Origin of the sequence: Streptomyces sp. TLI_171 (assembly GCF_003610255.1) — a bacterium.
Classification (GTDB): domain Bacteria; phylum Actinomycetota; class Actinomycetes; order Streptomycetales; family Streptomycetaceae; genus Kitasatospora.
Genome location: NZ_RAPS01000002.1, coordinates 132,355 through 153,970 on the forward strand (window position 1 = coordinate 132,355; position 21,616 = coordinate 153,970).

18 protein-coding genes and 3 pseudogenes are annotated in these 21,616 nt (G+C 71.5%); 8 read left to right on the forward strand and 13 right to left on the reverse strand.

The genetic code is table 11. The features are described 5' to 3' along the window. Positions 1-126: 126 nt before the first annotated feature. The 4 genes from BX266_RS36505 to BX266_RS36520 form a co-directional block, all read right to left on the reverse strand. Positions 127-2,238, reverse strand: coding sequence for a xanthine dehydrogenase family protein molybdopterin-binding subunit (locus BX266_RS36505; RefSeq protein ID WP_099907053.1), 2,112 nt, complete (start codon positions 2,236-2,238; stop codon positions 127-129). Beyond that, entirely contained in the window at positions 2,235-3,239 is a 1,005-nt protein-coding gene (locus BX266_RS36510) for a xanthine dehydrogenase family protein subunit M (RefSeq protein WP_099907051.1), read from the reverse strand. Before BX266_RS36510 ends, BX266_RS36505 begins: the two co-directional genes overlap by 4 nt. After that, positions 3,236-3,841, reverse strand: a complete 606-nt coding sequence (locus BX266_RS36515) for a (2Fe-2S)-binding protein (RefSeq protein WP_399171327.1) — start codon at positions 3,839-3,841, stop codon at positions 3,236-3,238. Before BX266_RS36515 ends, BX266_RS36510 begins: the two co-directional genes overlap by 4 nt. Before the next feature lie 602 nt (positions 3,842-4,443). Further along, the gene (locus tag BX266_RS36520; RefSeq protein WP_099907047.1) at positions 4,444-5,535 is read right to left on the reverse strand and encodes a hypothetical protein; all 1,092 of its coding nucleotides are present in this window, start codon (positions 5,533-5,535) and stop codon (positions 4,444-4,446) included. Between the two features lie 309 nt (positions 5,536-5,844). Here BX266_RS36520 and BX266_RS36525 point away from each other — a divergent pair, with 309 nt between their 5' ends. After that, positions 5,845-6,744: a GNAT family N-acetyltransferase gene (locus BX266_RS36525; RefSeq protein ID WP_099907045.1), complete on the forward strand. Its 900-nt coding sequence runs from the start codon at positions 5,845-5,847 to the stop codon at positions 6,742-6,744. Between the two features lie 418 nt (positions 6,745-7,162). Here BX266_RS36525 and BX266_RS36530 read toward each other — a convergent pair whose 3' ends face one another. Beyond that, entirely contained in the window at positions 7,163-7,420 is a 258-nt protein-coding gene (locus BX266_RS36530; protein WP_099907043.1) for a hypothetical protein, read from the reverse strand. Between the two features lie 55 nt (positions 7,421-7,475). Continuing rightward, entirely contained in the window at positions 7,476-9,254 is a 1,779-nt protein-coding gene (locus tag BX266_RS36535) for a PP2C family protein-serine/threonine phosphatase (protein WP_099907042.1), read from the reverse strand. A gap of 838 nt (positions 9,255-10,092) precedes the next feature. Here BX266_RS36535 and BX266_RS36540 point away from each other — a divergent pair. The 3 genes from BX266_RS36540 (at position 10,093) to BX266_RS36555 (ending at position 11,965) form a co-directional block, all read left to right on the forward strand. After that, on the forward strand, positions 10,093-10,593 hold the full coding sequence (locus BX266_RS36540; protein ID WP_099907040.1) for a SigE family RNA polymerase sigma factor: 501 nt from the start codon (positions 10,093-10,095) through the stop codon (positions 10,591-10,593). Beyond that, the gene (locus tag BX266_RS36545; RefSeq protein ID WP_099907039.1) at positions 10,590-11,423 is read left to right on the forward strand and encodes a hypothetical protein; all 834 of its coding nucleotides are present in this window, start codon (positions 10,590-10,592) and stop codon (positions 11,421-11,423) included. Before BX266_RS36540 ends, BX266_RS36545 begins: the two co-directional genes overlap by 4 nt. A gap of 368 nt (positions 11,424-11,791) precedes the next feature. Next, positions 11,792-11,965 (forward strand): CsbD family protein, encoded by a 174-nt coding sequence (locus BX266_RS36555; protein WP_099907037.1) that lies wholly within the window; start codon positions 11,792-11,794, stop codon positions 11,963-11,965. Positions 11,966-12,410: 445 nt separating this feature from the next. Here BX266_RS36555 and BX266_RS36560 read toward each other — a convergent pair whose 3' ends face one another. From BX266_RS36560 to BX266_RS36570, 3 genes and pseudogenes are all read right to left on the reverse strand, one after another. Beyond that, on the reverse strand, positions 12,411-12,623 hold the full coding sequence (locus BX266_RS36560) for a hypothetical protein (RefSeq protein ID WP_099907035.1): 213 nt from the start codon (positions 12,621-12,623) through the stop codon (positions 12,411-12,413). 55 nt (positions 12,624-12,678) lie between these two features. After that, positions 12,679-13,445: pseudogene (locus tag BX266_RS36565) on the reverse strand (transposase). 51 nt (positions 13,446-13,496) lie between these two features. Beyond that, complete coding sequence (locus BX266_RS36570; RefSeq protein WP_180290748.1) at positions 13,497-14,246, reverse strand: hypothetical protein; 750 nt, start codon at positions 14,244-14,246, stop codon at positions 13,497-13,499. Between the two features lie 127 nt (positions 14,247-14,373). On the opposite strand from BX266_RS36570, the gene BX266_RS36575 reads away from it, so the two are divergent. Both BX266_RS36575 and BX266_RS36580 read left to right on the forward strand, forming a co-directional pair. Then, positions 14,374-14,913 carry a winged helix-turn-helix domain-containing protein gene (locus tag BX266_RS36575; protein WP_099907034.1) on the forward strand — a complete coding sequence of 180 codons (540 nt, stop codon included), beginning with the start codon at positions 14,374-14,376 and terminating at the stop codon, positions 14,911-14,913. Continuing rightward, a complete protein-coding gene (locus BX266_RS36580; RefSeq protein ID WP_310794852.1) occupies positions 14,838-15,437 on the forward strand; it encodes a transposase in 600 nt (199 codons plus the stop codon). Before BX266_RS36575 ends, BX266_RS36580 begins: the two co-directional genes overlap by 76 nt. 54 nt (positions 15,438-15,491) lie before the next feature. On the opposite strand, the gene BX266_RS36585 is transcribed toward BX266_RS36580, so the two are convergent. The 4 genes and pseudogenes from BX266_RS36585 to BX266_RS39470 form a co-directional block, all read right to left on the reverse strand. Beyond that, the gene (locus BX266_RS36585; protein WP_099907030.1) at positions 15,492-16,040 is read right to left on the reverse strand and encodes a GNAT family N-acetyltransferase; all 549 of its coding nucleotides are present in this window, start codon (positions 16,038-16,040) and stop codon (positions 15,492-15,494) included. A 187-nt stretch (positions 16,041-16,227) separates the two neighbouring features. Continuing rightward, the gene (locus tag BX266_RS36590; protein WP_099907028.1) at positions 16,228-19,278 is read right to left on the reverse strand and encodes a tetratricopeptide repeat protein; all 3,051 of its coding nucleotides are present in this window, start codon (positions 19,276-19,278) and stop codon (positions 16,228-16,230) included. Positions 19,279-19,287: 9 nt separating this feature from the next. Beyond that, a complete protein-coding gene (locus BX266_RS36595; protein ID WP_143687088.1) occupies positions 19,288-19,722 on the reverse strand; it encodes a trypco2 family protein in 435 nt (144 codons plus the stop codon). Between the two features lie 468 nt (positions 19,723-20,190). Beyond that, positions 20,191-20,431, reverse strand: a pseudogene (locus BX266_RS39470) (transposase); the annotation flags it as partial. Between the two features lie 110 nt (positions 20,432-20,541). Between BX266_RS39470 and BX266_RS36610 the strand changes: the two are divergent. Together BX266_RS36610 and BX266_RS36615 are read left to right on the forward strand one after the other, a co-directional pair. Continuing rightward, positions 20,542-20,874: an IS3 family transposase gene (locus BX266_RS36610; RefSeq protein WP_099907025.1), complete on the forward strand. Its 333-nt coding sequence runs from the start codon at positions 20,542-20,544 to the stop codon at positions 20,872-20,874. Between the two features lie 53 nt (positions 20,875-20,927). Further along, positions 20,928-21,346: pseudogene (locus BX266_RS36615) on the forward strand (IS5 family transposase); the annotation flags it as partial. Between the last annotated feature and the right edge of the window lie 270 nt (positions 21,347-21,616).

Genomic DNA, 21,616 nt, shown 5'->3' on the forward strand with positions numbered 1-21,616 from the left:
GGTGCGCGCGCGGGCGCAGTCGTGGACGGACTGCGCACAGGCGGCGGCGATCTCCGCGGGGTCGAGCGGACGGGAGTCGGTGGGTCCGGCACCGTTGGGCGGCGGAGAAGGGCGCCCGCGGGCGGTTCAGCGCCCGGACAGGCCCTGGTCCTCCAGCGCGGGCAGCACCTTGTCCAGCGTGATGGGCAGGTCGCGGACGCGCACGCCGCAGGCGTGCCACACGGCGTTCGAGACTGCGGCGGCGGTGCCGACGATGCCGATCTCGCCGATGCCCTTCGCGCCCATCGCGTTGACGTGGGGATCGTGCTCGTCGAGCCAGTGCGCCTCGATCTCGCCGACGTCCGCGTTGGCCGTGATGTGGTAGCCGGCGAGGTCGTGGTTGACGACGTGGCCGGTCCGGGGGTCGAGGATGCTGCTCTCGTGCAGCGCCATGGACAGCCCCATGGTCATGCCGCCGGTGAACTGCGAGCGTGCGGTGCGCGGGTTGATGATCCGGCCGGTGGCGAACACGCCCAGCAGGCGCGGCACCCGGATCTCCCCGGTGTCCAGGTGGACCCGGGCCTCGGCGAACTGGGCGCCGAAGGCGTGCATCGCCCAGCGGTCGTCCGCCGGGCGGACGGAGCCGGACGCCTCGGCCCGGTCCGGCGGCTCGGCCCCGTAGCGGGCACGGAGGGCGCGGGCGGCCTCGACCACCGCCGAGCCCCAGGTCGACATGCCCGAGGAGCCGCCCGCGACCGTCGCCATCGGGTAGTCGGTGTCGCCGATCCGCACCTCGACCCGCTCCACTGCGACGCCCAGCGCGTCCGCGGCGATCTGCGCCAGCGTGGTCCAGGTCCCGGTGCCGAGGTCGGCCGCGCCGATCTCGGCGACGTACCGGTCGCCCTCCCGCCGGATCGTCGCCGTCGACTTCGGCATCCGGTGCGCCGGGTAGGTGGAGGCGGCGACGCCGGTGCCCACCAGCCAGTCGCCTCGGCGGCGCACGCCCGGCCGCGGGTCGCGCCCGCTCCAGCCGAAGCGGGCCGCACCCTCGCGCAGGCAGCCGACGAGGTTGCGGCTGGAGAAGGGCTTGCCGCTCTCCGGGTCGGTGGCGGGCTCGTTGCGGATCCGAAGCTCCACCGGGTCCAGGCCGAGGCGCTCGGCGAGTTCGTCCATCGCCACCTCGGGCCCGAACATGCCGGGGCACTCCCCGGGGGCGCGCATCCAGGACGGCACGGGGACGTCGAGGGCGGCCAGCCGGTGGGTGGTGCGCCGGTTCGCGACGGCGTACATCATCCGGGCGGGCACGCCGGTCTGCTCGGCGAACTCCTTGATCCGGGAGGTCTGTTCGACGACGTCGACCGCGAGGGCGGTCAGCGTGCCGTCGGCTTCGGCGGCGAGGAGGCAGCGCTGGATGGTGGGGGTGCGGTAGCCGGCGAGGGAGAACATCTGCTGGCGGGTCAGCGCCAGCCGCACCGGACGGCCGGGGACGGCACGCGCGGCCATCGCGGCGAGCACCACGTTGACGTGCGGTTGCCCCTTCGACCCGAAACCGCCGCCGACGTACGGGCAGACGACCCGGATCCTCGCCTCGTCGAGTCCGAACACCGACGCCAGCACCGTCCGGGCGGGGTGGACTCCCTGGGTGGAGTCCCACAGGGTGAGGAAGCCGTCGCCCGGCTCCCAGCGGGCGGTGGTGGCGTGCGGCTCCATCGGGTTGTTGTGGTACATCGCGGTGGTGTACGTCTGCTCGACCGTCACCGCCGCGGCGGCGACGGCGGCCGCGACGTCGCCCTCGACGGTGTCGGTGGGGAAGTCCGGGTTCACCCGCTCCGGCGCGTAGAGGTCGTCGCGGTCGGCCCGCAGTTCGCTGTCGTGCACCGCCTGCGCGTAGGTCACCCGGACGAGGGCGGCGGCGTGCCGGGCGGTCTCGGAGTCGTCGGCGACGACCAGGGCGACGACCTGGCCGCGGAACGCGACCTCGTCGTCCTGGAGGGCGGCCAACTCCCGGTCCTCGGTGGAGGCGAGGCGTTCCGCGGTGGCGGAGGTGAGCACCGCGAGCACGCCGTCGAGCGCCTCGGCCGCGGCCGTGTCCAGCCCCGTGACGCGCCCCCGGGCGATGGTGGCCTGGACGGGGTGCGCGTAGGCGGCGTTCTCCGCCGGCGTCTCGTAGGCGTACACGGCGGTGCCGCGCACCTTGGCCGCGCCGTCCCGGCGGGGCAGGTCCGCGCCGACGGCGGTGGGCCGGTCCATGGGCGTCATCGGGCGTCCTCCCGGACGAGTTGGCGCAGGGTGGCGGCGAGGGTGCGGCGCAGCAGCGGGATCTTGAAGGCGTTGCCGCCGTCCAGGCCGTCGGCCGGGCGGGCGTCGGCGAGTTCGGCGTCCGCGGCGGCACGGTAGGTCTCCTCGGTGGCCGGTGCGCCGCGCAGCATCTGCTCGGCACGGTGCGCGCGCCACGGCACGTGGGCCACGCCGCCGAACGCGACCCGCGCGTCCGTGATCACCCCGTCCCGGACGTCCACCGCCGCGGCGACGCTGACCAGGGCGAACGCGTACGAGGCGCGGTCGCGCACCTTGCGGTAGGCCGAGCGACGGGCCACGGGCCGGGCCGGCAGGTCGATCGCGATGATCAGGTCGCCGTGTTCGAGCACGGTGTCCCGCTCGGGGGTGTCGGCGGGCAGCCGGTGCAGGTCGACGAAGGGAAGGGTGCGCTCGCCGCCCGGCCCGAGCACCCGCACCTGGGCGTCGAGGGCGGTCATCGCCACGGCCATGTCGGACGGGTGGACCGCGATGCAGTGCTCGGAGGCGCCGAGGACGGCGTGGTGACGGGTCCAACCTCCGACGGCGGAGCAGCCCGAACCGGGCTGTCGCTTGTTGCACGGTACGGTGACGTCCTGGAAGTAGACGCAACGGGTGCGCTGCAGCGCGTTGCCGCCGGTGGTGGCCATGTTCCGCAGTTGGCCCGACGCACCGGACAGCAGCGCTTGGGACAGCACGGGGAACCGCTCGCGCACCCGCCGATCGGCGGCGAGTTCGCTGTTGCGGACGCCCGCGCCGATCCGCAGGACTCCCCCGTCGAGGTCCTCGATCGTGGCGGGCAGCAGGTCGGCCACGTGCACGACCAGCTCCGGTGCGGCCACGCCCAGCTTGAGGTGGTCGACCAGGTTCGTCCCTCCGCCGAGGAACACCGCGGCCGGGTTCGCGGTGACGCTGCGGACGGCCGCTTCCGCGTCGGCCGGGCTCCGGTAGTCGAACGGCTTCACCGGGGAGCCTCCGTACCCGGTGCTGCCGCGACCGGTGTCGCGGGGCCGTGGGCCGTCGAGCCGTGTGCCGCCGCGGCCTGCTGGACGGCGGGCACGATGTTGACGTAGGCCGCGCAGCGGCACAGGTTGCCACTCATCCGCTCGGCGACCTCGGCATGGTCCAACCTCGGCGGCCGGGCGCCCTCGGTGACGGCGCTCGGCCAGCCGCGCTCGAACTCGTCGAGCATCCCGACCGCGGAGACGACCTGTCCGGGGGTGCAGTAGCCGCACTGGAAGGCGTCGCAGTCGATGAACGCCTGCTGCACCGGGTGCAGTCCGCCGCGCTCTTCCTCGGCGTCCGGCCCGTCGGCGTGCTGGCCGCGGGCGGCGACCCCTTCGGCGGTGACGACCCGCGCACCGTCCTGGGTGACCGCCAGCACGAGGCAGCTCAGCACCCGCCGTTCACCGGACAGCACCGTGCACGCGCCGCACTGCCCGTGGTCACAGCCCTTCTTCGGGCTCGTCACCCCCAGCCGCTCGCGCAGGGCGTCCAGCAGGGTCGTCCGGGTGTCGACGGTCAGCCGACGCGGGGTTCCGTCGACGTCGACGGTGATCTCGCTCATCACCGCCGAACGGTTCCCCGCCCCCGTCCGAATCACACGGGCCGCGCCGGGACTCACCCGGGCGGACGCCCCGCACCCGCCGCTGCGGCGGCTCCCGACACGAGAGCCACAGTGCCGCCGGTGCCGTGCACGAGGCCCCGACCAGCCAGAAAGGGAACCACGACGACCTCCCGGACCTGACTGTCGCGGCCCCTGCTGCCCGGGGCCGCGCCGGAGATTCCGGGAAACGCTCCGGCGCACGCGGGGCACCCGACCGTCTACGGCGCGGACCGGCCGTCGGGAGCAGCTGACATGAGCGCAGGTCACCGGGCCGAGAGCACCGGCGAGATGATCGAAGGCACCGTCAAGAAGCACCCCGACCGGGCCGTCGGCAACGAGCGCCTGGCGGCGGGGCCCCGGAACCCGCATACCTTCGCGGGTGGACAGCGGGTCCCCTGGCCCGTCGTTGGCGGTCGGTCAGGCACCCGCTGCCGGACCGCGTCCGGCCGGGCGCGGGCCCCGTCCATGTGCTGGTCAGCAGCCCAGCGGCCAGGGCGGGGCCGTGGGCCGCGGTGCTGGACAACACCCGGCCGCCATCGAGCGGGCGCTGCGGTGGCAAGGGTTCAGCCGACGGCCGAGGCGGATTCGGGCAGCGACCGGTAGGTGTCCGTTGGGTGGGCATGCCGGCCGGACGAGCGGTCGCGCAGGCAGCGGCCTACGGCGGCGGTGAGCTCCAGCCGGGGGCCGATCCGGTGCCCGATGCGGGCCACGGCCAGCTGCGGCAGGGTGGCGGGGGTGACGTCCAGGTTGGCGCGCAGCGGGAGCCAGCGGGCGCCCCGGGCTCGGCAGACGGTCTCGCCGAGGTACCAGAGCGCGCAGTCGAAGACCGGGTCGTCGAACAGCTGGAACGCGTCCGGCGGCATCGCCGGCCCGTGGGCCTCCAGGACGTCCGGTCGGCGGCCCAGGCCGATGGCCCGGACTCGCTCCCGCAGCACCTCCTCGAGCAGCTCCAACGAGCGTTCGGTGAAGTCGAGTTCGGCCTCGCGTCCGAGGGCGCGGGCCCACAACGGGAACGCGTCCTCGCGTACTACGAGCCAGTGCGCGAGGTCCTGTCCGGGCCGGCCGGGATCGAGCGGGCCGGGCGCGTCGGGCCGGATCCGGCTCCCGGGGCTCTGCCCCGGCCGGGTGCGCGCCAGCGCCAGCGCCCGTTCCACCACCGACTCCCAGTACGCGTAGCTCTCCACGCTCTCGGCGAGCCACCCGCCCTTCTCCCGGTCGGCCGCCCCCACCACCGCGTCAACCGGAAGGCAGAACGGGAAGTCGTCCTCGCACAGCTCCTGCGCCGCGGCGAGGTCGGCTTCCTCCTCCTCGTCCAGCACCTCGCGCGGCAGCGTGAGCAAGGGCTCCACCCGCCCGCCGCCGTACGGCGCGGGATCGGGCGAACAGTGCCACAGCGCACCGTAGTTGCGGACGTGCACCTCGCCCAGGTACCAGGCCGCGACGGTCAGGAACGCCTCGTCCCGCGCCTCGTAGGCCCGGTCCCAGTCCGGGTACCTGTCCCGTACCGCCTGCTCCAGCCGGGGCAGCGAGCCGGTGGTGAAGTCCCATTCGCCGCCCACCAGTTCGGTCCAGGCCGGGAAGCCGCCGTGGCCGGCCTGCAGCCAGCCGTTCAGCCGGGGGTTGTCGCGCCAGATCGGATCGTCGATGGAGGTCATGGCCGCCGAGAATAGGCGCTGGTGCGGACAGTTGACGCCAAGTCGGTTCTGGACGCGGCGGAACAGGGCGGACCACGGGAACGGCACGCCTAACAGGCCCGGTAGAGGTCTGCATCGGAGATAGATCACGAAACCGTGGACGGGACTGCGGACGTTCACGTACCGTGTGGCTCACGCCCCGAGATGGACGGAAGGAGGCGAGTGCCGTGCAGTTCATCCCTTTCCAGCGCTCCCCTTTTCCGCTGTCCCGGCGTGGTTCATGAGTTCTGACCGGGAGCGCTCCAAGCAGCCTGTATCCCGGAGGAATCCATGACCGGTCCGGTCATCCGCGCGCTCTCCGCGGGCGACGCTCATCTCTTCGATGCTCTCCCCGACCCACTGGGCGCCCGTGAAGGCCATCGGCGTACTCGGTTCCGCCCCGACTGGAAGCGCGTCGCCCTGGTCGACGGCGAGGTCGTCGCACGCGGCGCGTGGTGGGGTGGCCCCGACGACTCGGAGCCCGTCAACATCAACTGGTTCGATGTGGCAGAGGGCGAGGAGGAGGCGGGGGCCGAGCTCCTGCGCTCCGCTCCCTGGCAGGTCGAACTCGAGATCAACCTGCCTGGCGGCTGGCGGGACAAGCCCGACCTGCGCCCTGCCGCCGAGGCACGCTTCGCCGCCGCACGAGCCGCCGGGTACGAGCTCCTGGTGGAACGCTTCCTGTACCGCTGGACCCCGGAGCGAGGTCTGCCCGAGCGGCCCGGACGCCTGCGCTTCAGTGCCGAACCCGACGACACCGTGTTCTTCGACGCATTGCGCCGCATCCACTCCGTCACCCTGGACGTCCACGCGCTCAAGGCCATCGAGGAGGGCGGCCTCGATCAGGCCGCCCAGGAGGAACTCGACTTCTTCCACTGGTGCCCCTCCCCGCGGGAGTGGTGGCAGATTGCGCACACGCCGGAGGGCGACCTGGCCGGTATCCACATCCCGGCTCACAACCCGTCCGGACCGACCATCGCCTTCATCGGAGTCGTCCCGGAACAGCGCGGTCACGGCTACGCCTACGACCTCCTCGCGGAATGCACCCACTTCCTTGTCGAACAGGGCGCGGAGTTCGTCAGCGGAGCGACGGACCGGGGCAACTTCCCCATGGCCGCGAACTTCGCCAAGGCTGGCTTCCCCGTCGTCAGGGAACGCATCAACTTCCACCCGGCGGGCGAAACGGCCTAGCGAGAAGTAGCACGGTGAGCGGTCCGGCCAAGGACAGGTCCGGACCGCTTGTCAGTGCCCGACGGCATGCCGGCCGACAGTGTGATCGACAGCGGGCCATGGAGGCGGAGTTGGGCTTCCGGAGATCCGCCACCTACTCGCCGCCGTCTTCAGCCCACCAGCCGTGACCGCGACCAGCTGCTGCACTGGTCCAACTGTCGCCGACGCCACCAGGCAACAGCCCGACGCAGCCACTACCGACGACGAACCGCCGTCGAACCCGCTCGACAGGTCACGAAACCACACTGGAGTACCAGTACGGCGCGGGCGGCCGCAGGGCGTCGGTGGCGGCTTCGGTGCGGCGGCCGCGGGCCGTGCGGCGCCGGACTTCGCCCGAGCGCCGCGCCGACCCGGGGGGGTCGGTTCCTGGTGGGCGGGGTCAGGGGGCCAGGAGACGGATGTGTTCGTGGGAACAGCTCAGCACCGCGGCGATGCGGCGCAGGGTCCAGCCCTCGGAGCGGGCGGCGGCGACGGCTTCGCGCTGCGCGCAGTGGTGGAGGTCGGCGAAGGCGGCGTTGAGGGTGGCCAGCGAGTGCAGACGGTCGTGGACGGGGGCGTCCTTGAGCTGGTCGCACAGATCGGTGAGGTGTTGGGCGGTGCGGTCGACGGCCGCGCTCCAGGGGGTCGGGTCGGGCACGGGCGGCCTTCCGTTGTGCCAGGGGCGAAGGGGTGCCGCGCCCGCGCAGGCCTGCTCACCCTACGCCTCGGCCCGTGACGCGCAGGGCGAGCAGGACGACGTCGTCGCCGTGGTCGGGGCCGGCCAGGGTGTCGGCCAGCAGGTCGAGGATCTGCGGCAGCGGGGTGTGGTCGGCGACGGCCCGGGTCAGGAGGGCGGTGGCGCGGTCGATGCCCTGTTCCAGGTCTCGGCCGCGGTGTTCGACCAGGCCGTCGGTGTAGAGGAGCAGGACGGAGCCGGGCTCCAGCAGGCGTTCGTGGACGGGGCGCGCTTCGGGCAGGGCCAGGCCGGGGTGGAGCAGCAGGCCGTGCTCGGTGAGGCGTTCGGTGTCGCGGTTCGGGTGGACGAGCAGCGGGGAGGGGTGGCCGGCGTTGGTCCAGCGCAGCAGCCACGCGCCGTGGGGGCGGGGGTGCAGGTGGGCGTGGACGAGGGTGCCGCTGATGCGGGTGTGCAACTGGTCGTTGGCGCGTTCGAAGGAGGCGAGGGCGTCCGCGGGGCTTCCCCCGCAGTCCACGTCGGCCTGCCGCAGCATGCTGCGGGCCTGGCCCATCAGGGTGGTGGCGTGCGTGTCGTGTCCGGTGATGTCGCCCACTGTGACGGCCAGCGGCCTGCGCCCGTCGGCCGCGGTCCGGTGCGGAACGATGGGGTAGGCGTCGTACCAGTCCCCGCCGACCATGTCGTGGTGGGCGGCGGGCCGGTAGAGGGTGGCGAGTTCGAGCCCCGGCGTGCGGGGGAAGTCGGTGAGCATGGCCTGCTGGAGTTGGCGTGCGACGCCGGTGCGCTCGTCCAGGTGCAGGGCCCGTTCGACCGCCAGTGCGGTGTACCCGGCGATCACTGTCAGGACGGCGCGTTCGTGGATGTCGGTCTCGTGCGGTTCGTCCCAGGCGGCCACCAGCGTGCCCAGGGTGGGGCGGCGGGTGCCGGGAAGGGGCACGCACACGGCCGAGTGCAGGCCCATCTGGTCGAAGACGACCACGGTGTGCGGGTCGTAGTGGTCGACGAGTGTCTGGCGGTCGGGGACGCTGACCACGCGGTTGTCCCGCGCGGCCTCCGCGGTGGGCCACCCGTCGGTCAGGGCGTACAGCGGAACCTGTTCCTCCAGGGGCACCGGCCCGCTGGTGGTGTCGACGGCCCGCCGCAGCTTGTCGTCGTCCCCGAGCAGGACCAGCCCCACGTACGCCGGCTTCAGGTCCCCGCTGACCAGCTCGCTCACCGTGGCGCGCACCTGGCCCAGGCCCACGGTGTTACCGAGCAGCTCGGCCGCCCGCAGCAACAGCTCGGAGCGCTCCAGCTGGGCCTGCAGCCGCCGCTCGCCGGCCCTGGCCGCTGCGGTGAACGCCTGCGCCTCTTCGCGGGCCTCCTGCGCGCCGCGGTGCGCCTCGTTGGCCCGCCGCGTGCTCACCCGAAGCCGCAGCTCCGCCGCGCACACGCCCGCCAGGTCCTCCAGATCCTGCCGGTTGCGTCCGCTCCAGACCCGCGGACGGGCGTCGTGGACGGCCAGCACCCCCAGGCACTCGCCCCGCGCGCCGGACAGGGGGGCGGCGGCGAAGGCCCCTTCCGCGCCGTCCAGCGCGGCCGCACCACCGCCGTCCGCCCACCGGGTGAGGTCGTCCACCATCAACAGCTCACCGGTGCGTGCCACGTGCCGACGCAGCGCCGCGCGCCAAGGTGCTGCCGGTGAACGCTCCGGCGGCCAGCACTCGAGCACCTCGGCGCCTGACAGGCCGGCCCGCACCGCGACGACCGCCTCGGGTGCGGCCAGCACGCTGGCGGCCAAGCGGGCGAAGCGGTCCACGGGTCCTCGCACCAATCTCACAGCGGGCGCACCGCCGGATCACGACGATGTCAACACAGTTGACAGACTCTACTCGACCGCCCCGATCCACGGACGGATCCGGAACCCACCGGCCCGCCGCCCGTCGGTGGACTTCGCGGCGCAGCGGGTGCCGACGACGCAGCGAGTGCGGACGGCCCAGCGGGTGGGGACGGCCCAGCGGGCTTGGTCGGCGGCGGGGCCCGCAGCGCGGTGAGGAGCCGGCCGCCGTCGGGGCTGTCGCGGCGAGGGGCAGTCGACGGCCAGGAGCAGCTGCTCGACACCGGAACGGCGCAGCAGCCACAGACCGGGCCGCGGCTGACTTCTGACAGGCGACCTTGACCGATCGACAGGTGGCTTTGATCGGTCGGCCGTTCTCGGGCGGTCGAGGCGGGACGCTAGAACGAACGAGGTCCTTGAGCAGGCGCAGGACTTTGCGCCGGCGGGAAGCACTGGCGCGCCAGTGCTTCTCGGCTTCCACACTGGCGCGGGTAAGGGCCGGCTTCCTGTCGGTCGTACAGACTGGATCGATGCGGCGGGTGTTGCCCATCAGCGAGTTGAGGTGGAACTCACCGATTCCCAGGTAGGCAGCCGCTTCCTCACGAGTCATCCACTCACCGCCCGGCGGGAGTTCGCGGTAGGCAAAGGGAGCCTTCGGGAGGTCGTCCATCCAGGTCTTCACCCAGGCATTGTCCCTGACCGTGCGCGAGGGTCGGCACCCTGCTGGCACGGTTCTCACACCAGTCAGGGCTGGGTGTGTAACGTCCGCCCGGGGTCGCGGCGTGGGTGCTGTGACAACCGAGATCGGAAGGATCATCTGGTGGGGGAAGCACCCGCGGACTATTTGGAGTTCGCACACGCCCACAGCCGCAGGCTGTTCCACACGGCCTGCCTGCTGACCGGCGACTGGCATCTGGCGGAGGACCTGGTCCAGGAGACGCTGGCGAAGATGTACCGGTCCTGGTGGCGGATCGACCGTACCGAAGCACCGATGGCGTACGCCCACACGGTGCTGACCCGAACCTTCATCTCCCAGCGCAGGCTGCGCCGCTCCGGCGAGCGCCCGATGGGCGACCTGCCCGAGAGGAGCGGTCGGCCGGAGGACCCGACGCTGCGGATGGCGCTGCTGGAAGCGCTGGCCCAGCTGTCGGCCAAGGACCGCACGGTGCTTGTCCTGCGCTACTGGGAGGACCGCTCGGTGGAGGAGACCGCTCAGCTGACCGGGATCAGCGTCGGTTCGGTGCGGTCGCGCAGCCTCAGGGCCAAGGACCGGCTGCGGCAGATCCTCGGCCACGACTTCGCAGAACTGAGCCGGTCATGACCGCCCCGAACCAGCACCCGCAGCCCACGCCCCCCGACGGACCGGAGAGCACCGTGATCCACGAGCAGCAGTCCGACCACGAGTTGCACGACGCCTTCGACCTCACCGCGCGAGGATTCTCCCCGCACAGTCCCGACCTGGTCCACCGGGCCGCGGTCCGGGGACAGCGGCTGCGCCGGATCCGGCAGGCCCAGCTGGCGGCCGCTGCAGTGCTGGTGGTCGGAACAAGCGGGCTGGGCCTGACCTGGCTGGGGCCGGCGGCCGCACCCGGGCCGCTCCCGCCGGCCGCGACGAGCACCGCGCCCGGCCCGCTTCCGAGCAGCACCGCGCCCGTGACGCCGACCGACTCGGCGCAGCTGCTTGACCTGCTGCGCGGGAAGCTGCCGTCCGGCCTGCAGCTCAGTGCGCCGTTCCGGGTGGACCCGGGCGGACAGTGGCCCTCGGGGGAGCCGTCCAAGGTCCTGGCCGCCGGCTTCGCCCTCACCAAGGGCAGCGGCCGGGGCGCCGTCGGCATCACCTTCTCCCGCACCTCCCTGCTCTCCACGACCAACTGCACCGAGCCCAGCTGCACCGCGACCCGGCAACCGGACGGCACAACGCTGATGGTCCGTCAGCTGGCGGACGCCTCGGGGCTCCAGACCCGTAGCGCAGTGCTGGAGTGGCCGGACGGATCCGAGGTGATGGTGGTGGCGAGCAACGATCCCGGTGAGGAGGGAAAGGACGGGACGCGGCACTACAGCAACGCCCCGCTGCTGGGCCTGCCAGAGGTGTCCGCACTCGTCCTCGATCCGGCCTGGCGGCAGGTGATGGCGGGCCTGCCTGCGCAGTGACCTGAGGCATCGCCTCCCGGGTGCGCCATCGTTTACCGGCCATGCGGAAGCGGGGCCCGCGCCGACCGCGGGCCCCGCCGAATTCCCGGTCGGCCGGCGACGACCTACCAGCGGTACCAGCGACCGCGGGTGCCACCGGCGTTGGTGCCGCGGGCCACGAAGCCCACCAGCCACACCACCAGCAGCAGGACGAGAAGAAGGGGAACCATGAGCGACCTCCACGCAGTCAGTGTCGGACCGCCGTGTGCCCACGGGTCGGCCAAATATTCACATGAATAAGCGCGGCCGGGCCGGGCATGCGGTGGACCCGACACCACGTGGGGGCACGGGGTGTGAAGACTGCAGAGAGCCGTAGCGAGGAGGGCGTGATGAGCGCCGACAACAAGATCAAGAACACCGCCGACAAGGCCAAGGGCGCTGTCAAGGAGACCGCCGGCAAGGCGGTGGGCAATGAGCGCCTCGAGGCCGAAGGCAAGGCCGACCAGGCCAAGAGCGACCTCAAGCAGGCCGGCGAGCACGTCAAGGACGCCTTCAAGGACTGACCGTCCCAGCCGGTCAACGTATGTGGGCCCGCCCGGCCGTCGGGCGGGCCCACAGGTGTGCATCCGAAGAGAACTGCGCGCCTGCCCACACAGAAGGCCTCGTCGCCCAGGCTCCCCCACCCCCACCGGGACGGCCGATACCGTGCCCGCCCGGCGTCCATGAGGGGATTTCCTTACGTCGGGAGGAGCACCACCCAGCCGGTGGCCGGAACTGTCCTCCCGGTCGGCCGCCAGGTGTTTCGCCTGTTGGGCCGGCCGTGGTTATGCATACCAGGCCCAAGGGACGGCCGACAGACTGACGCCATGCCGTCGACGGACCGTGTTCCTCACCATCACCCTTACATGGACGCGGGAACGGCCGTGGCGATCGTAGGCGCCGGCCGGCGCCACGGGGCTCCCTCCCTGGCGGCGCGAGCGGCCCGAGCCGTCTGGTCTGTGATGGTGGCTATAGGACAGTGAGGGTGATCACCCACAGGTGCGGTGCCGGCGGGTCGGGCAGGACGACGTAGTGCGCGATCAGGTCGGGCAGGACGATCTGCCGGATGCTGTCGTCGAGGTCTTCACTGTCGCCGGGGGGCCAGGACCACGGACCGGCCATGGCCTGCTCCAATGCGCCCTGCAGTTGCTTGCACTGGTCGTGGGTCAGGACGGTACGCACGGTAATTGATCTTTAGTGGTTCGAGGCGCGGCCGGTCGACCGCGAGTGTGATGGCTTATGCAGCCTGGATCAGGTTGTGCAGACGGGCGATGCCGAGCATGGCGTGGTGGACGCCGTCGCCCTTGAGGCGGCAGTCGCGGAGGATTTTCCAGGTCTTCATACGAGCGAAGACGTGCTCGACGCGGGCGCGGACCTGCTTGTGTTCGCGGTTGTGCTCGGTCTGCCACTCGGTGAGCTCGCCATCCTTGGGCCGGCGGTGCGCGATGACCAGGCCGGTCCCCGGGTAGCCGCCGTCGGCGATGGTGGTGGTCCGGCCGACGGCGGCCTTGGCGCCGGACTCCTCCCATGCCTTGCAGTCGTTTCGGTTGCCCGGCAGAGGTCTGCCGATCGCCACGACCAGATGGGAGTGGGCGTCGATGACGACCTGGTGGTTGGTGGAGTACCTGTAGTTCTTGGACTGCTCGGCGACGGTGTGGTCGCGGGTGGGGACCAGGGCGCAGTCCACGATCAGCACGGTGTCCTTGCGGAACCGGCGCCGGGGCTTGAGGGCCAGGAGCGGGCCGACGTGGTCGATGATCCGGCTGGCCGCCGACTTGGACACCCCGAACAGCGGCGCGAGCTGCCGCAGTGTCAGGTTGGTGCGCCGGTATGCCGCGACCAGCAGGACCCGGTCCTCCAGCGGAAGGCTCCAAGGCCGGCCCGGCCGCACGGTTCAGCGCCCTGTTGCCGCAGTATCGTGATCAGGTTGCGGAAGTCGCGCGGGCTCAGCCCGGTGAACGGAGTTATCCAGGACGGTTCCGCCACCGTGATCACACCAGCCACGGCGAGATCATCCCAGCCGTGATCACTGCTCCGGGAGCCGGGGAGCGGCCTTCAGGACGCTGGCGCGGGCAAGGGCCTGCTTCCCAGGGCATCGGCGAGGGCGTCGTTCTGGGATCGAGAGATGTTGAGCGCCCACAGCACCGCCGATTCATCTGAGTCGGGCTCGTTGTGCTGGTGGCTGCCGCCGCTCAGAGGGGAGTTGGCGCCACCACGACGCCTGGCTGCGGGCCGCCTGTTCCGAAGGAGGTGGTCCGCTGTGTCCTGGGCGGAGGTCTCGGGTGCTCCGATGGCCGTGAGAGCGGCGTTCACCCTGGCTTGCGCTTCCGGCGGCAGCTCGTCGTCGGCGAGCAGCGGCAGCAGGAGCAGGAGGCGGGCTGCGGTGTCGTGCACGCCGGGTGCGGTCAGGTCCGGCGTCTCGGCGATGTGCACGAGGTCACGCCAGGACAGGCCCGGGCCGTACCAGTCGCCGTCATAGCTGGACAGGTTCCCTGTCCGAGGCCATTCCGCTTGGGTCAGCAGGTAGTCGGTCCCGTAGTCACCGATAAGGTTCCGGTAGACGACGACGGCGCTGTGGCCGCCTTCGAACGGGATGCGGAAAGCCGGCCAGGCCTGGTCGTCCAGGAGGACTTCGGACAAGGCGTCCGTGTCCGCGCCGTCGTCACCGAACCACTCGGGTTCCGGCCGGGTCTCACCCGAGGTGAACCGGCACATGGCCAGCAGGTGATTGGACCAGAACCCGGCGCGCTCAAGCAACCGCTCACCAGCGACCAGCGGTCCGTAGTCGTATCCCTTGATCAGCACGGATCAGAGTGTCTCAGGCCCCACCGACACGTCTCCGCCGCCGGGCCGCCTGAAGTACTGAACTTGATTGAGTGATGTCGGAGCCGTTCGTCTGACAGCGGCAGGGCCGTTCCGGTAGCTGTGGACCGTGAGATACGCGCAGGGCGGCGGGTTGACCGGCGCTGGGGGGGCCGCGAGGGAACGGGTCCGGCTTCAGGCCGTGGAATGCTTCGAGGGCGGGCAGAAGAACCGGGAGATCGCTGCCGGGTTGCGGGTCAGCGAGCGGTCCGTGGAGCGGTGGCGGGGCCAGTGGCGCGAACGCGGTGCGGCCGGGGTTCGGTCGAAGGGATCGCCGGGGCGTCCCAGACTCAGTGACGCGCAGATCGCGAGACTGGAAAGGGAGTTGGAGCGTGGACCGCTGGTCCATGGCTGGGCCGATCAGCGATGGACGCTGGCCCGGATCAAGACGCTGATCGGCCGCCTGTTCCACGTTGGCTACACGGTAGAGGGCACGTGGCGGCTCGTGAAGCGGCACGGCTGGTCATGGCAGCAGCCGGCACGGCGGGCGACTGAGCGCGATGACCAGGCGGTCGAGGTCTGGAAGAAGGTGACGTGGCCGTTGGTAAAAGCACCGCGGCGGCGTGCAACGGCTGGATCGTCTTTGAGGACGAAGCCGGGCAGTCGTTGACGCCGCCGCGCGCGAGAAGCTGGGGCCGCCGGGGCTGCACGCCTGTGATCCGGGTGCGCGGCCGAGGCTCGGGCCGAGTGTCCATGGCCGGGCTGACCTGCTACAAACCGGGGAAGCGGTCCCGGATGTTCTACGCGGCCCGTGAGTATCGGGGCCGCAAGGGAGAACCGAAGGGGATCGGCTGGCGCGACCTGCGCGATCTGCTGGTCAGGGCACATAACCAGCTCGGGGGCCCGATCGTGCTGGTCTGGGACAACCTCCGCATGCACTTGGTCGAGCCGCTGCGCGAGTTCATCGCCGACCAGGCCGCCTGGCTCACAGTCTTCCAACTTCCGAGCTATTCGCCGGACTTGAACCCGCAGGAAGGTGTCTGGTCGCTGGTCAAGCGTTACATCGGGAACCTCGCCGCCGCCGACCTCGGCCAGATCACCCGAGCCGTGAAGCGCAAGCTCAAGCAGATCCAGTACCGCCCGGACGTGGTCGACGGCTGCCTTGCCGGCACCGGCCTGATCATGGACGGCTGACCGACATCGATGACCGAACGGTTGCCTCGTGAATCTGCGCTGCCGAGCAGGACCTCAACCAGACAGCGGAACCGAGGACCATACGCCGAACCACTGCTCGGCGCCGAACTCCTCGAATCGTTCCACCTCGGTGAACCCCAGCTTCGCCGCGAGGCGCATCGCGCGGTCGTTGGCGCTCTGGGTGCAGAGCACCACCTGCTCGCCGGGAAGCGTGCCGGCGAACCAGCCGAGCGCGGCCGTGCACGCCTCGGTGGCGTACCCGTAGCCCCACGCTTGCGGCAGGAACATGTAACTGAGCTCGGCCTCGCCGGCATCCGGCCGGATGTGACCCGGACGCTCAGCGTCGCGACGGTCGAGCGTGACGATGCCGATCATCAACCCGTCATGATCGACCACGAAAACGCCAGGGCGGCGCCCAGGCACCTGCGGCATAGCGCGCTCGATCTCGTCGCGCGGTCGAGGGCCACCGAGGTAGGTGCGCACCTCTGGAGAGGCGAACATCTCGATGAACGCGGACCGGTCCCGAGCCTCGGACTCTCGGAGCATGAGCCGCTCGGTCCTGAGCGGGGCAGGCGGCCAGGCAGCGGGCTCAAGCTCAGTCATGGCGGGCAACCTACCGCACGCCCGCCAGGCAGGAGACTCAAACAGCCGTCAACGGACCTGTCCGTCCGCCACCTGGCGTCAGGCCCCGACATCACGCATTCAAGTTCAGTAGCATCGCAGGCAGTGCGGTGCCTCCCGGCGTGTCAGCACTGGAGTGGACGGGCATGCGGAGGCTCTCTGCTTCTAGTCACCCGCCAGAGCCGCGCCAGGTATCCAGGGTCTTGCGGCAGGCAAGGACACTGGGGTGAGTAGGGCCGTAGATCCGCTCGTACTCGGCGATTGCTCGTTCGATCAGTGCGACGGCCTCAGGCGCGCGTCCCGCCTCCCAGTAGAAGTTGGCCAGGCCCACCCGGGCACCGCGCGTGGTGGGGTGGTCGGGCCGAACGCGCTCGTTGTCGGCGAGGGCCCGTTCGGCCAGGGCGACGGCTTCGTCGAGGCGGCCAGATCGGTGGTGGTAGAGGGCGAGGTTACCGCGCATGGTGATGGTGTTGGGGTGGGAGGAGCCGAGGACCCGCTCGCTGTCGGCAAGCGCCTCTTGCTGGAGCGCGACGGCCTCGGCGACGCGTCCCGCCGCCCAGTGGTAAGACGCGAGGTTGGTGCGGTGGCGGAGGGTTGCAGGATGGGTCGGGCCGAGGATCCGTTCACTCTTCAGCAGCACCTCCTCCTGGAGTTCGAGGGCTTCCCGGGTCCGCCCCTGCTGCTGGAGATGGGCGGCGGTGTTGCCCAGGGCGGCAAGGGTTTCGGGGTGTTCCGCGCCGAACACCCGCTCCAGGGCGGCCGGGATCCCCTGTTCGAGGGCGGCGGCCTCAGCGCCGCGTCCCGCCTGGTGGTACGCGGAGGCGAGGTGGCTGCGGGCGACGACAGTGTCGCGGTGCGCCGGGCCGAGGGTCCGCACACGGTGGACGAGCACCCGCTCCATGAGCGTAATGGCCTCATCGACGCGTCCCGCCTGCCAGAGCGAGAGAGCAAGGTTGGCAAGTGCCGCCACGGTGTCGGAGTGGGTGCCGCCGAAGAACCGTTCGCTGTCTGCCACCACCTGCTGCTGGAGCGCGACGGCCTCGTCGAGGCGCCCCGCCTGACGGTGGGCGGTGGAGACGTTACTTCGGTAGGTGAGGGTGTGACGGTGTCCGGGACCGACCCGGCGGGCACTGTTCTCGGCCATGCCCTGCCAGTGAGCGAGCGCGAGCCCCGGCAAGTTGTTCTCCAGGAGGCTGTTTCCGGCCCGCTGCAAGACGGGGTGCGCCAGGGGCGTCCACAGGTGATCTCCGGCGTGGCGGGCGAGGGTGTCGGCATTAGTGCGCAGTGCGCCGGCGAGCTCGGGGTGGGGCTGGTCGGTATCGGGCCAGAGGGCGAGCAGGGCGTCGGCGGCTGCGGTAGCCAGCCGGGGCAGGTCCGCGACGGGGGTGCTCTCGCGCACCGCACGGGCGGTAAGGGCGTGGATGCGCACTGCACGGGCCTCGTCGCGCCCATCCCGGGTGATCAGCGCGTAACGGTGCAGCACGTTCAGGGCGCTGTTTGCCTGGGCGGGTGTGGGGGCGGGCGGGCGGCGGCGGAACACCCGGCGTCTGCGGTCGACGAGTCCGTCGGCGACCGGTGCGGTGTCCCACAGGCTCCGGGGGTGGCCCACCGGATCAAGAAGGGCGATCATCCGCAGGACGGGGGCGGCCAGCGGGTCGAGGGCCTGGACGGCGTCGAGGGAAAGCAGAAGGGTAGCGGTGATCCGGCGGAGGTTGCCCTCGTCGTCCGTGAGGGGAGGGAGGACCTGATCGAGGAGTGCCTGCCGCGCGGTGAGGACCTCCAAGTAAGCGGTGCAGCCAAGCTCTTCGTTGATCATGTACGCGGTGGCGTGGCTCAGCGCGAGCGGGAGGTGGCCCAGCGCCGCGGCGAGCGCTGGGGCCCGGCCGCCGAGGAGGTAGGCCCGGTCGGCGGCAGCCAACCGGTCGTCGAGATAGGCCGCCGACTCCTGAGGCTCGTAAACGTCGACGGGAACGACGGTGCGGCCGTTCTCGTTGATCTCGGCGTCGCGCCGCCGGGTGGTGGCCAGCACCCAACCGGCACCGGTGCGGCTGACCGGCCACCAGGGACGCAGCGCATCGGGATCGGTGATGTCGTCGAGCACCAGCAACCAGCGGCTCGACGTGGCGGACAGCCACTCCAGGAATACCCGGGCGTCGTGCTCGGGGTCGTCCCCCTGCACGCCCGGGAGCTTCAGGCGTTCCGCGGCCTGCGCGTACTGGGTGACGACCTGTTGCAGTCCGGTGGCGTCCACCCACATCATCAGATCGGTGCCCTCGGCGATGGCGAGGGCGGCGTAGGAGGCGGCCAGTTGGCTCTTGCCGACACCGCCGCCACCAGAGAGGACCTGGGTGAGCACCACCGTCGCCGTACGCGAGCGGGCCTCGTTGATCTGCTTGCGCAGGGTGGCCCGCGGCTGGAAGGCGGTCACCAGCGCGGGAGTCCGTCCGAGTTCGACCGGCCAGATCACCTCCGGGGCCAACGGATCCCCGCGGACGGCGCGGACGGTTTCGAGGAACGGCTGTCCGCCACTGTGCTCCGTGACGAGCCGGAGGAACCCCGTGTCCACCAGCAGGAGGCTGGCCGGGTAGGCGTACTGACGGTGCCCCCCGTACGCCTCGCCGACGACGCCGACCAGACGGCCGTGGCAGAACACGGCGGCGCCGGAAGCGCCCGACCACTGCTGCTGCGGGTCGGGCGACTCGGGCGGCCAGGTGCTGGTGTCCAGGACGAGGGCGCCCAGGCCGTCGGAGGACACCGGTGAGAGCCTCCCGCGGAGGTGCTCGACCGGATTGCTTACTGGGCTACGCCCCCTCAGGTCCCGGAGGTCGGCGAAGCGGGGGAATCCGAAGCCCTGGTACGGGAGTTCGGTGATGCCGGTAATCTGGCCCCAGCGCACCGGCGGTGCGGCTCCCACGGGCACGGGCTCGTCCAGCAAGAGCAGGGCCACGTCGGGAGCACCCACGGGCACAGAGCCGGGCATGGGCCAGCAGACCCGGGCCCCCCTTCGGACCGGCGGCGGCGAGGGCGCGCCGGTGCGCGGATCCCCCACCTGTACCCCGATCCCCAGCAGCGGGGTGCCATCCGAGTCGGTGACGACATGGCGCGCGGTCAGCACCAGGCGCGGCCCGAGGAGCCAGCCGGATCCGTACCTCACGTACCCGCGGCTGAGGCTGACCTCCACCAGGGTCAGCCGGGCCAGGTCCTGCTCGCTCAAGTCCATCGGAGCACGTCACCCTCTCCGGTCGGTGCGCGACTCCGCATCACCCCCGGGCCGGTATACGGCGGAACCGTCACCTTCGGGGTTCCGTGCCACCGCCCCCTCCATACCATCGGCCCCGGCGCCGCCCGGGTCACGGACAGCGCCAGGCCGGTACACCTCGTCCCGGATCTGAAGTGGGCCGTTCACCGCGCCGTCCCGCACGTTCAGCACGAGCACCAGCTTGTGGGTACGGCTCTGCCCAGCCGCCCCGCCCGCCTCGGCCCCGGCCGCACCGATGGACAACTTCGCCTTGCCCGTGGCGTCCTTGCGAACCTGCACCTCCAGGTGCAGTTCGGCCTTCTCCACCTCGAACCGGAACTGCTCTCCCCGGCCCTCGTCCTGGGCCCGGTAGAGCTGCAGCCGCAGGTCCTCCAACGCGCTCGCCACATCGTCCTTGTGATCCACTGCTCCCCCACCGATCAAGCCGATCACCTGCCGAACAGGCGCATTCGGACCCGATCCTGCCCCTCCCGACCGCCCCACACACCCGGAACACACAAACCGCACGGAACACCCAACTAGCCCGGGGCAACAGGCGGAAGCCGCTCCGGGCATGTTCCAGCGGAAGGCCCCGCCCGCAGCCCGCAGACGCCAGCGCACAACGAGAGCGAACCTGACGACGAGCGACCCAACGCCGGACGACACGATGATGGGTGGCAGCTCCACCGCACTCCGGCAGGCGTGACTGCTGTGGATGATGAGAATCTTCGGTTTTGGCTCTGACCGGAGTTCCGGATGCTGTTGGTGATCTTCAGCGAGTGTCGGTTTGAGTCCGGTCGATCGTCTGGCGGCAGAGGCGCGTGAAGCGGGTTCCGAGGCTGGTTCGGCTGTCGCCTGGCTGGTGCTGGTGGAGGCGGATGATGTTGGTTCCGGCCGCGGTGAGGGCATGCTGGACGTGGGTTTTCGCTGTGCCTCGGTAGCGGCAGTGACGTAGGCCGTGGGCGCGCACGGTCTCGGAGACGGTGGCCTCGCAGCCGGCCCTGAGGGCGTATCGCTCGCGCCACGGCCTGGTCTGCTGGTCGCGTCGCACCTGGTTCTGGATCTCCTGCAGGGGCCGAGGCAGGAGCAGGGTGTGCCGGCTGGCAAGTCCGGCCCCAGCACCCGGGAACAGCAACTCGAAGCCCAGGTTGCTGACTTGACCCGGGCACTGGGCGAGGCCGCGGTCGAGCTGCGGGTGTGGAAGAAGTCCGCGGAGGGCCGGCTGGGCCCTCCGCGGACCTCGAGGTGATCCGCACCGAGGCGGGCATGCCGACCGCGGGGTTGTGCCGGCTCATCGGCGCGCCCGAGCGGACCTGGCGCCGCCAGCAGGCCCGCGCCCGCCAGGGCGCGCCTACCAGAGGGCCGTGGCCGCGCCCGGCCCGCGAGAGCGTCCGGGAGACCGCCCGCCGGCACGCGCTCGCGCACCCGGCCTGGGGCCACCGCAAGGTGTGGGCGATGTGCCGCCACGACGGCCACCGCGTCTCCCAGACGACCGTGCTGCGGCTGCTGCGGGACGAGGGCCTGCTGCTGAAGGCGAACCACCAGCGGGAACGGCGCCAGCTCGCCGCCCGCCGCTAGGTCCTGTCCGACGGATCATGTGACCTTCATTCAGTCGGATCGTTGTTCCAGTCATGGGGCGGGACGATCTAACGAATGACGAGTGGGGGCGGCTGGAGCCGCATCTGCCGAGGTCTGGTGGTCGGGGTGGTCGATGGGGCGACCACCGACAGGTGATCAACGGGATCCTGTTCCGGGTGCGCACGGGCATCCCTTGGAGGGACCTCCCGGAGCGTTTCGGCAGTTGGAAGACCGTCTATGAGCGACATCGGCGCTGGTCCGCGGACGGCACCTGGGACCGCATCCTCCAAGCGGTCCTGGCGGATGCGGATGCCTCGGGGCGGGTGGACTGGACCATGGTGAGCGTGGACTCGACCTCGTGCCGGGCTCACCAGCACGCGGCCGGGGCACCGCAGAGAAGGCCACGTATCCCGAAAAAAGATCGACGCCTCGGCAGCACCGCCCCACCGGCGCTGTCCGTGACCCGGGCGGCGCCGGCGCACGGCGGCGGGTGACCCCTACTCAAGACCTGGAGCCAGACTCGGGCGGATAGCACTCCGGCCGGTGGGGGGCGCTCACGAGCGCCCCCACCGGCCGGAGTCGGCGCGTGTTACTTCAGGTACGGGCCGACGGTGCCGATCTTGCCTGGGGCGGCGTTCTTGCCGCAGGTGGAGGCTGACGTCAGCAGCCAAAGCAGTCCTCACCCTTGGGTTCCACCGCTGAAAAGGCTCAATGCCCGCCTGGTTGTCGATGCAGACAGCGG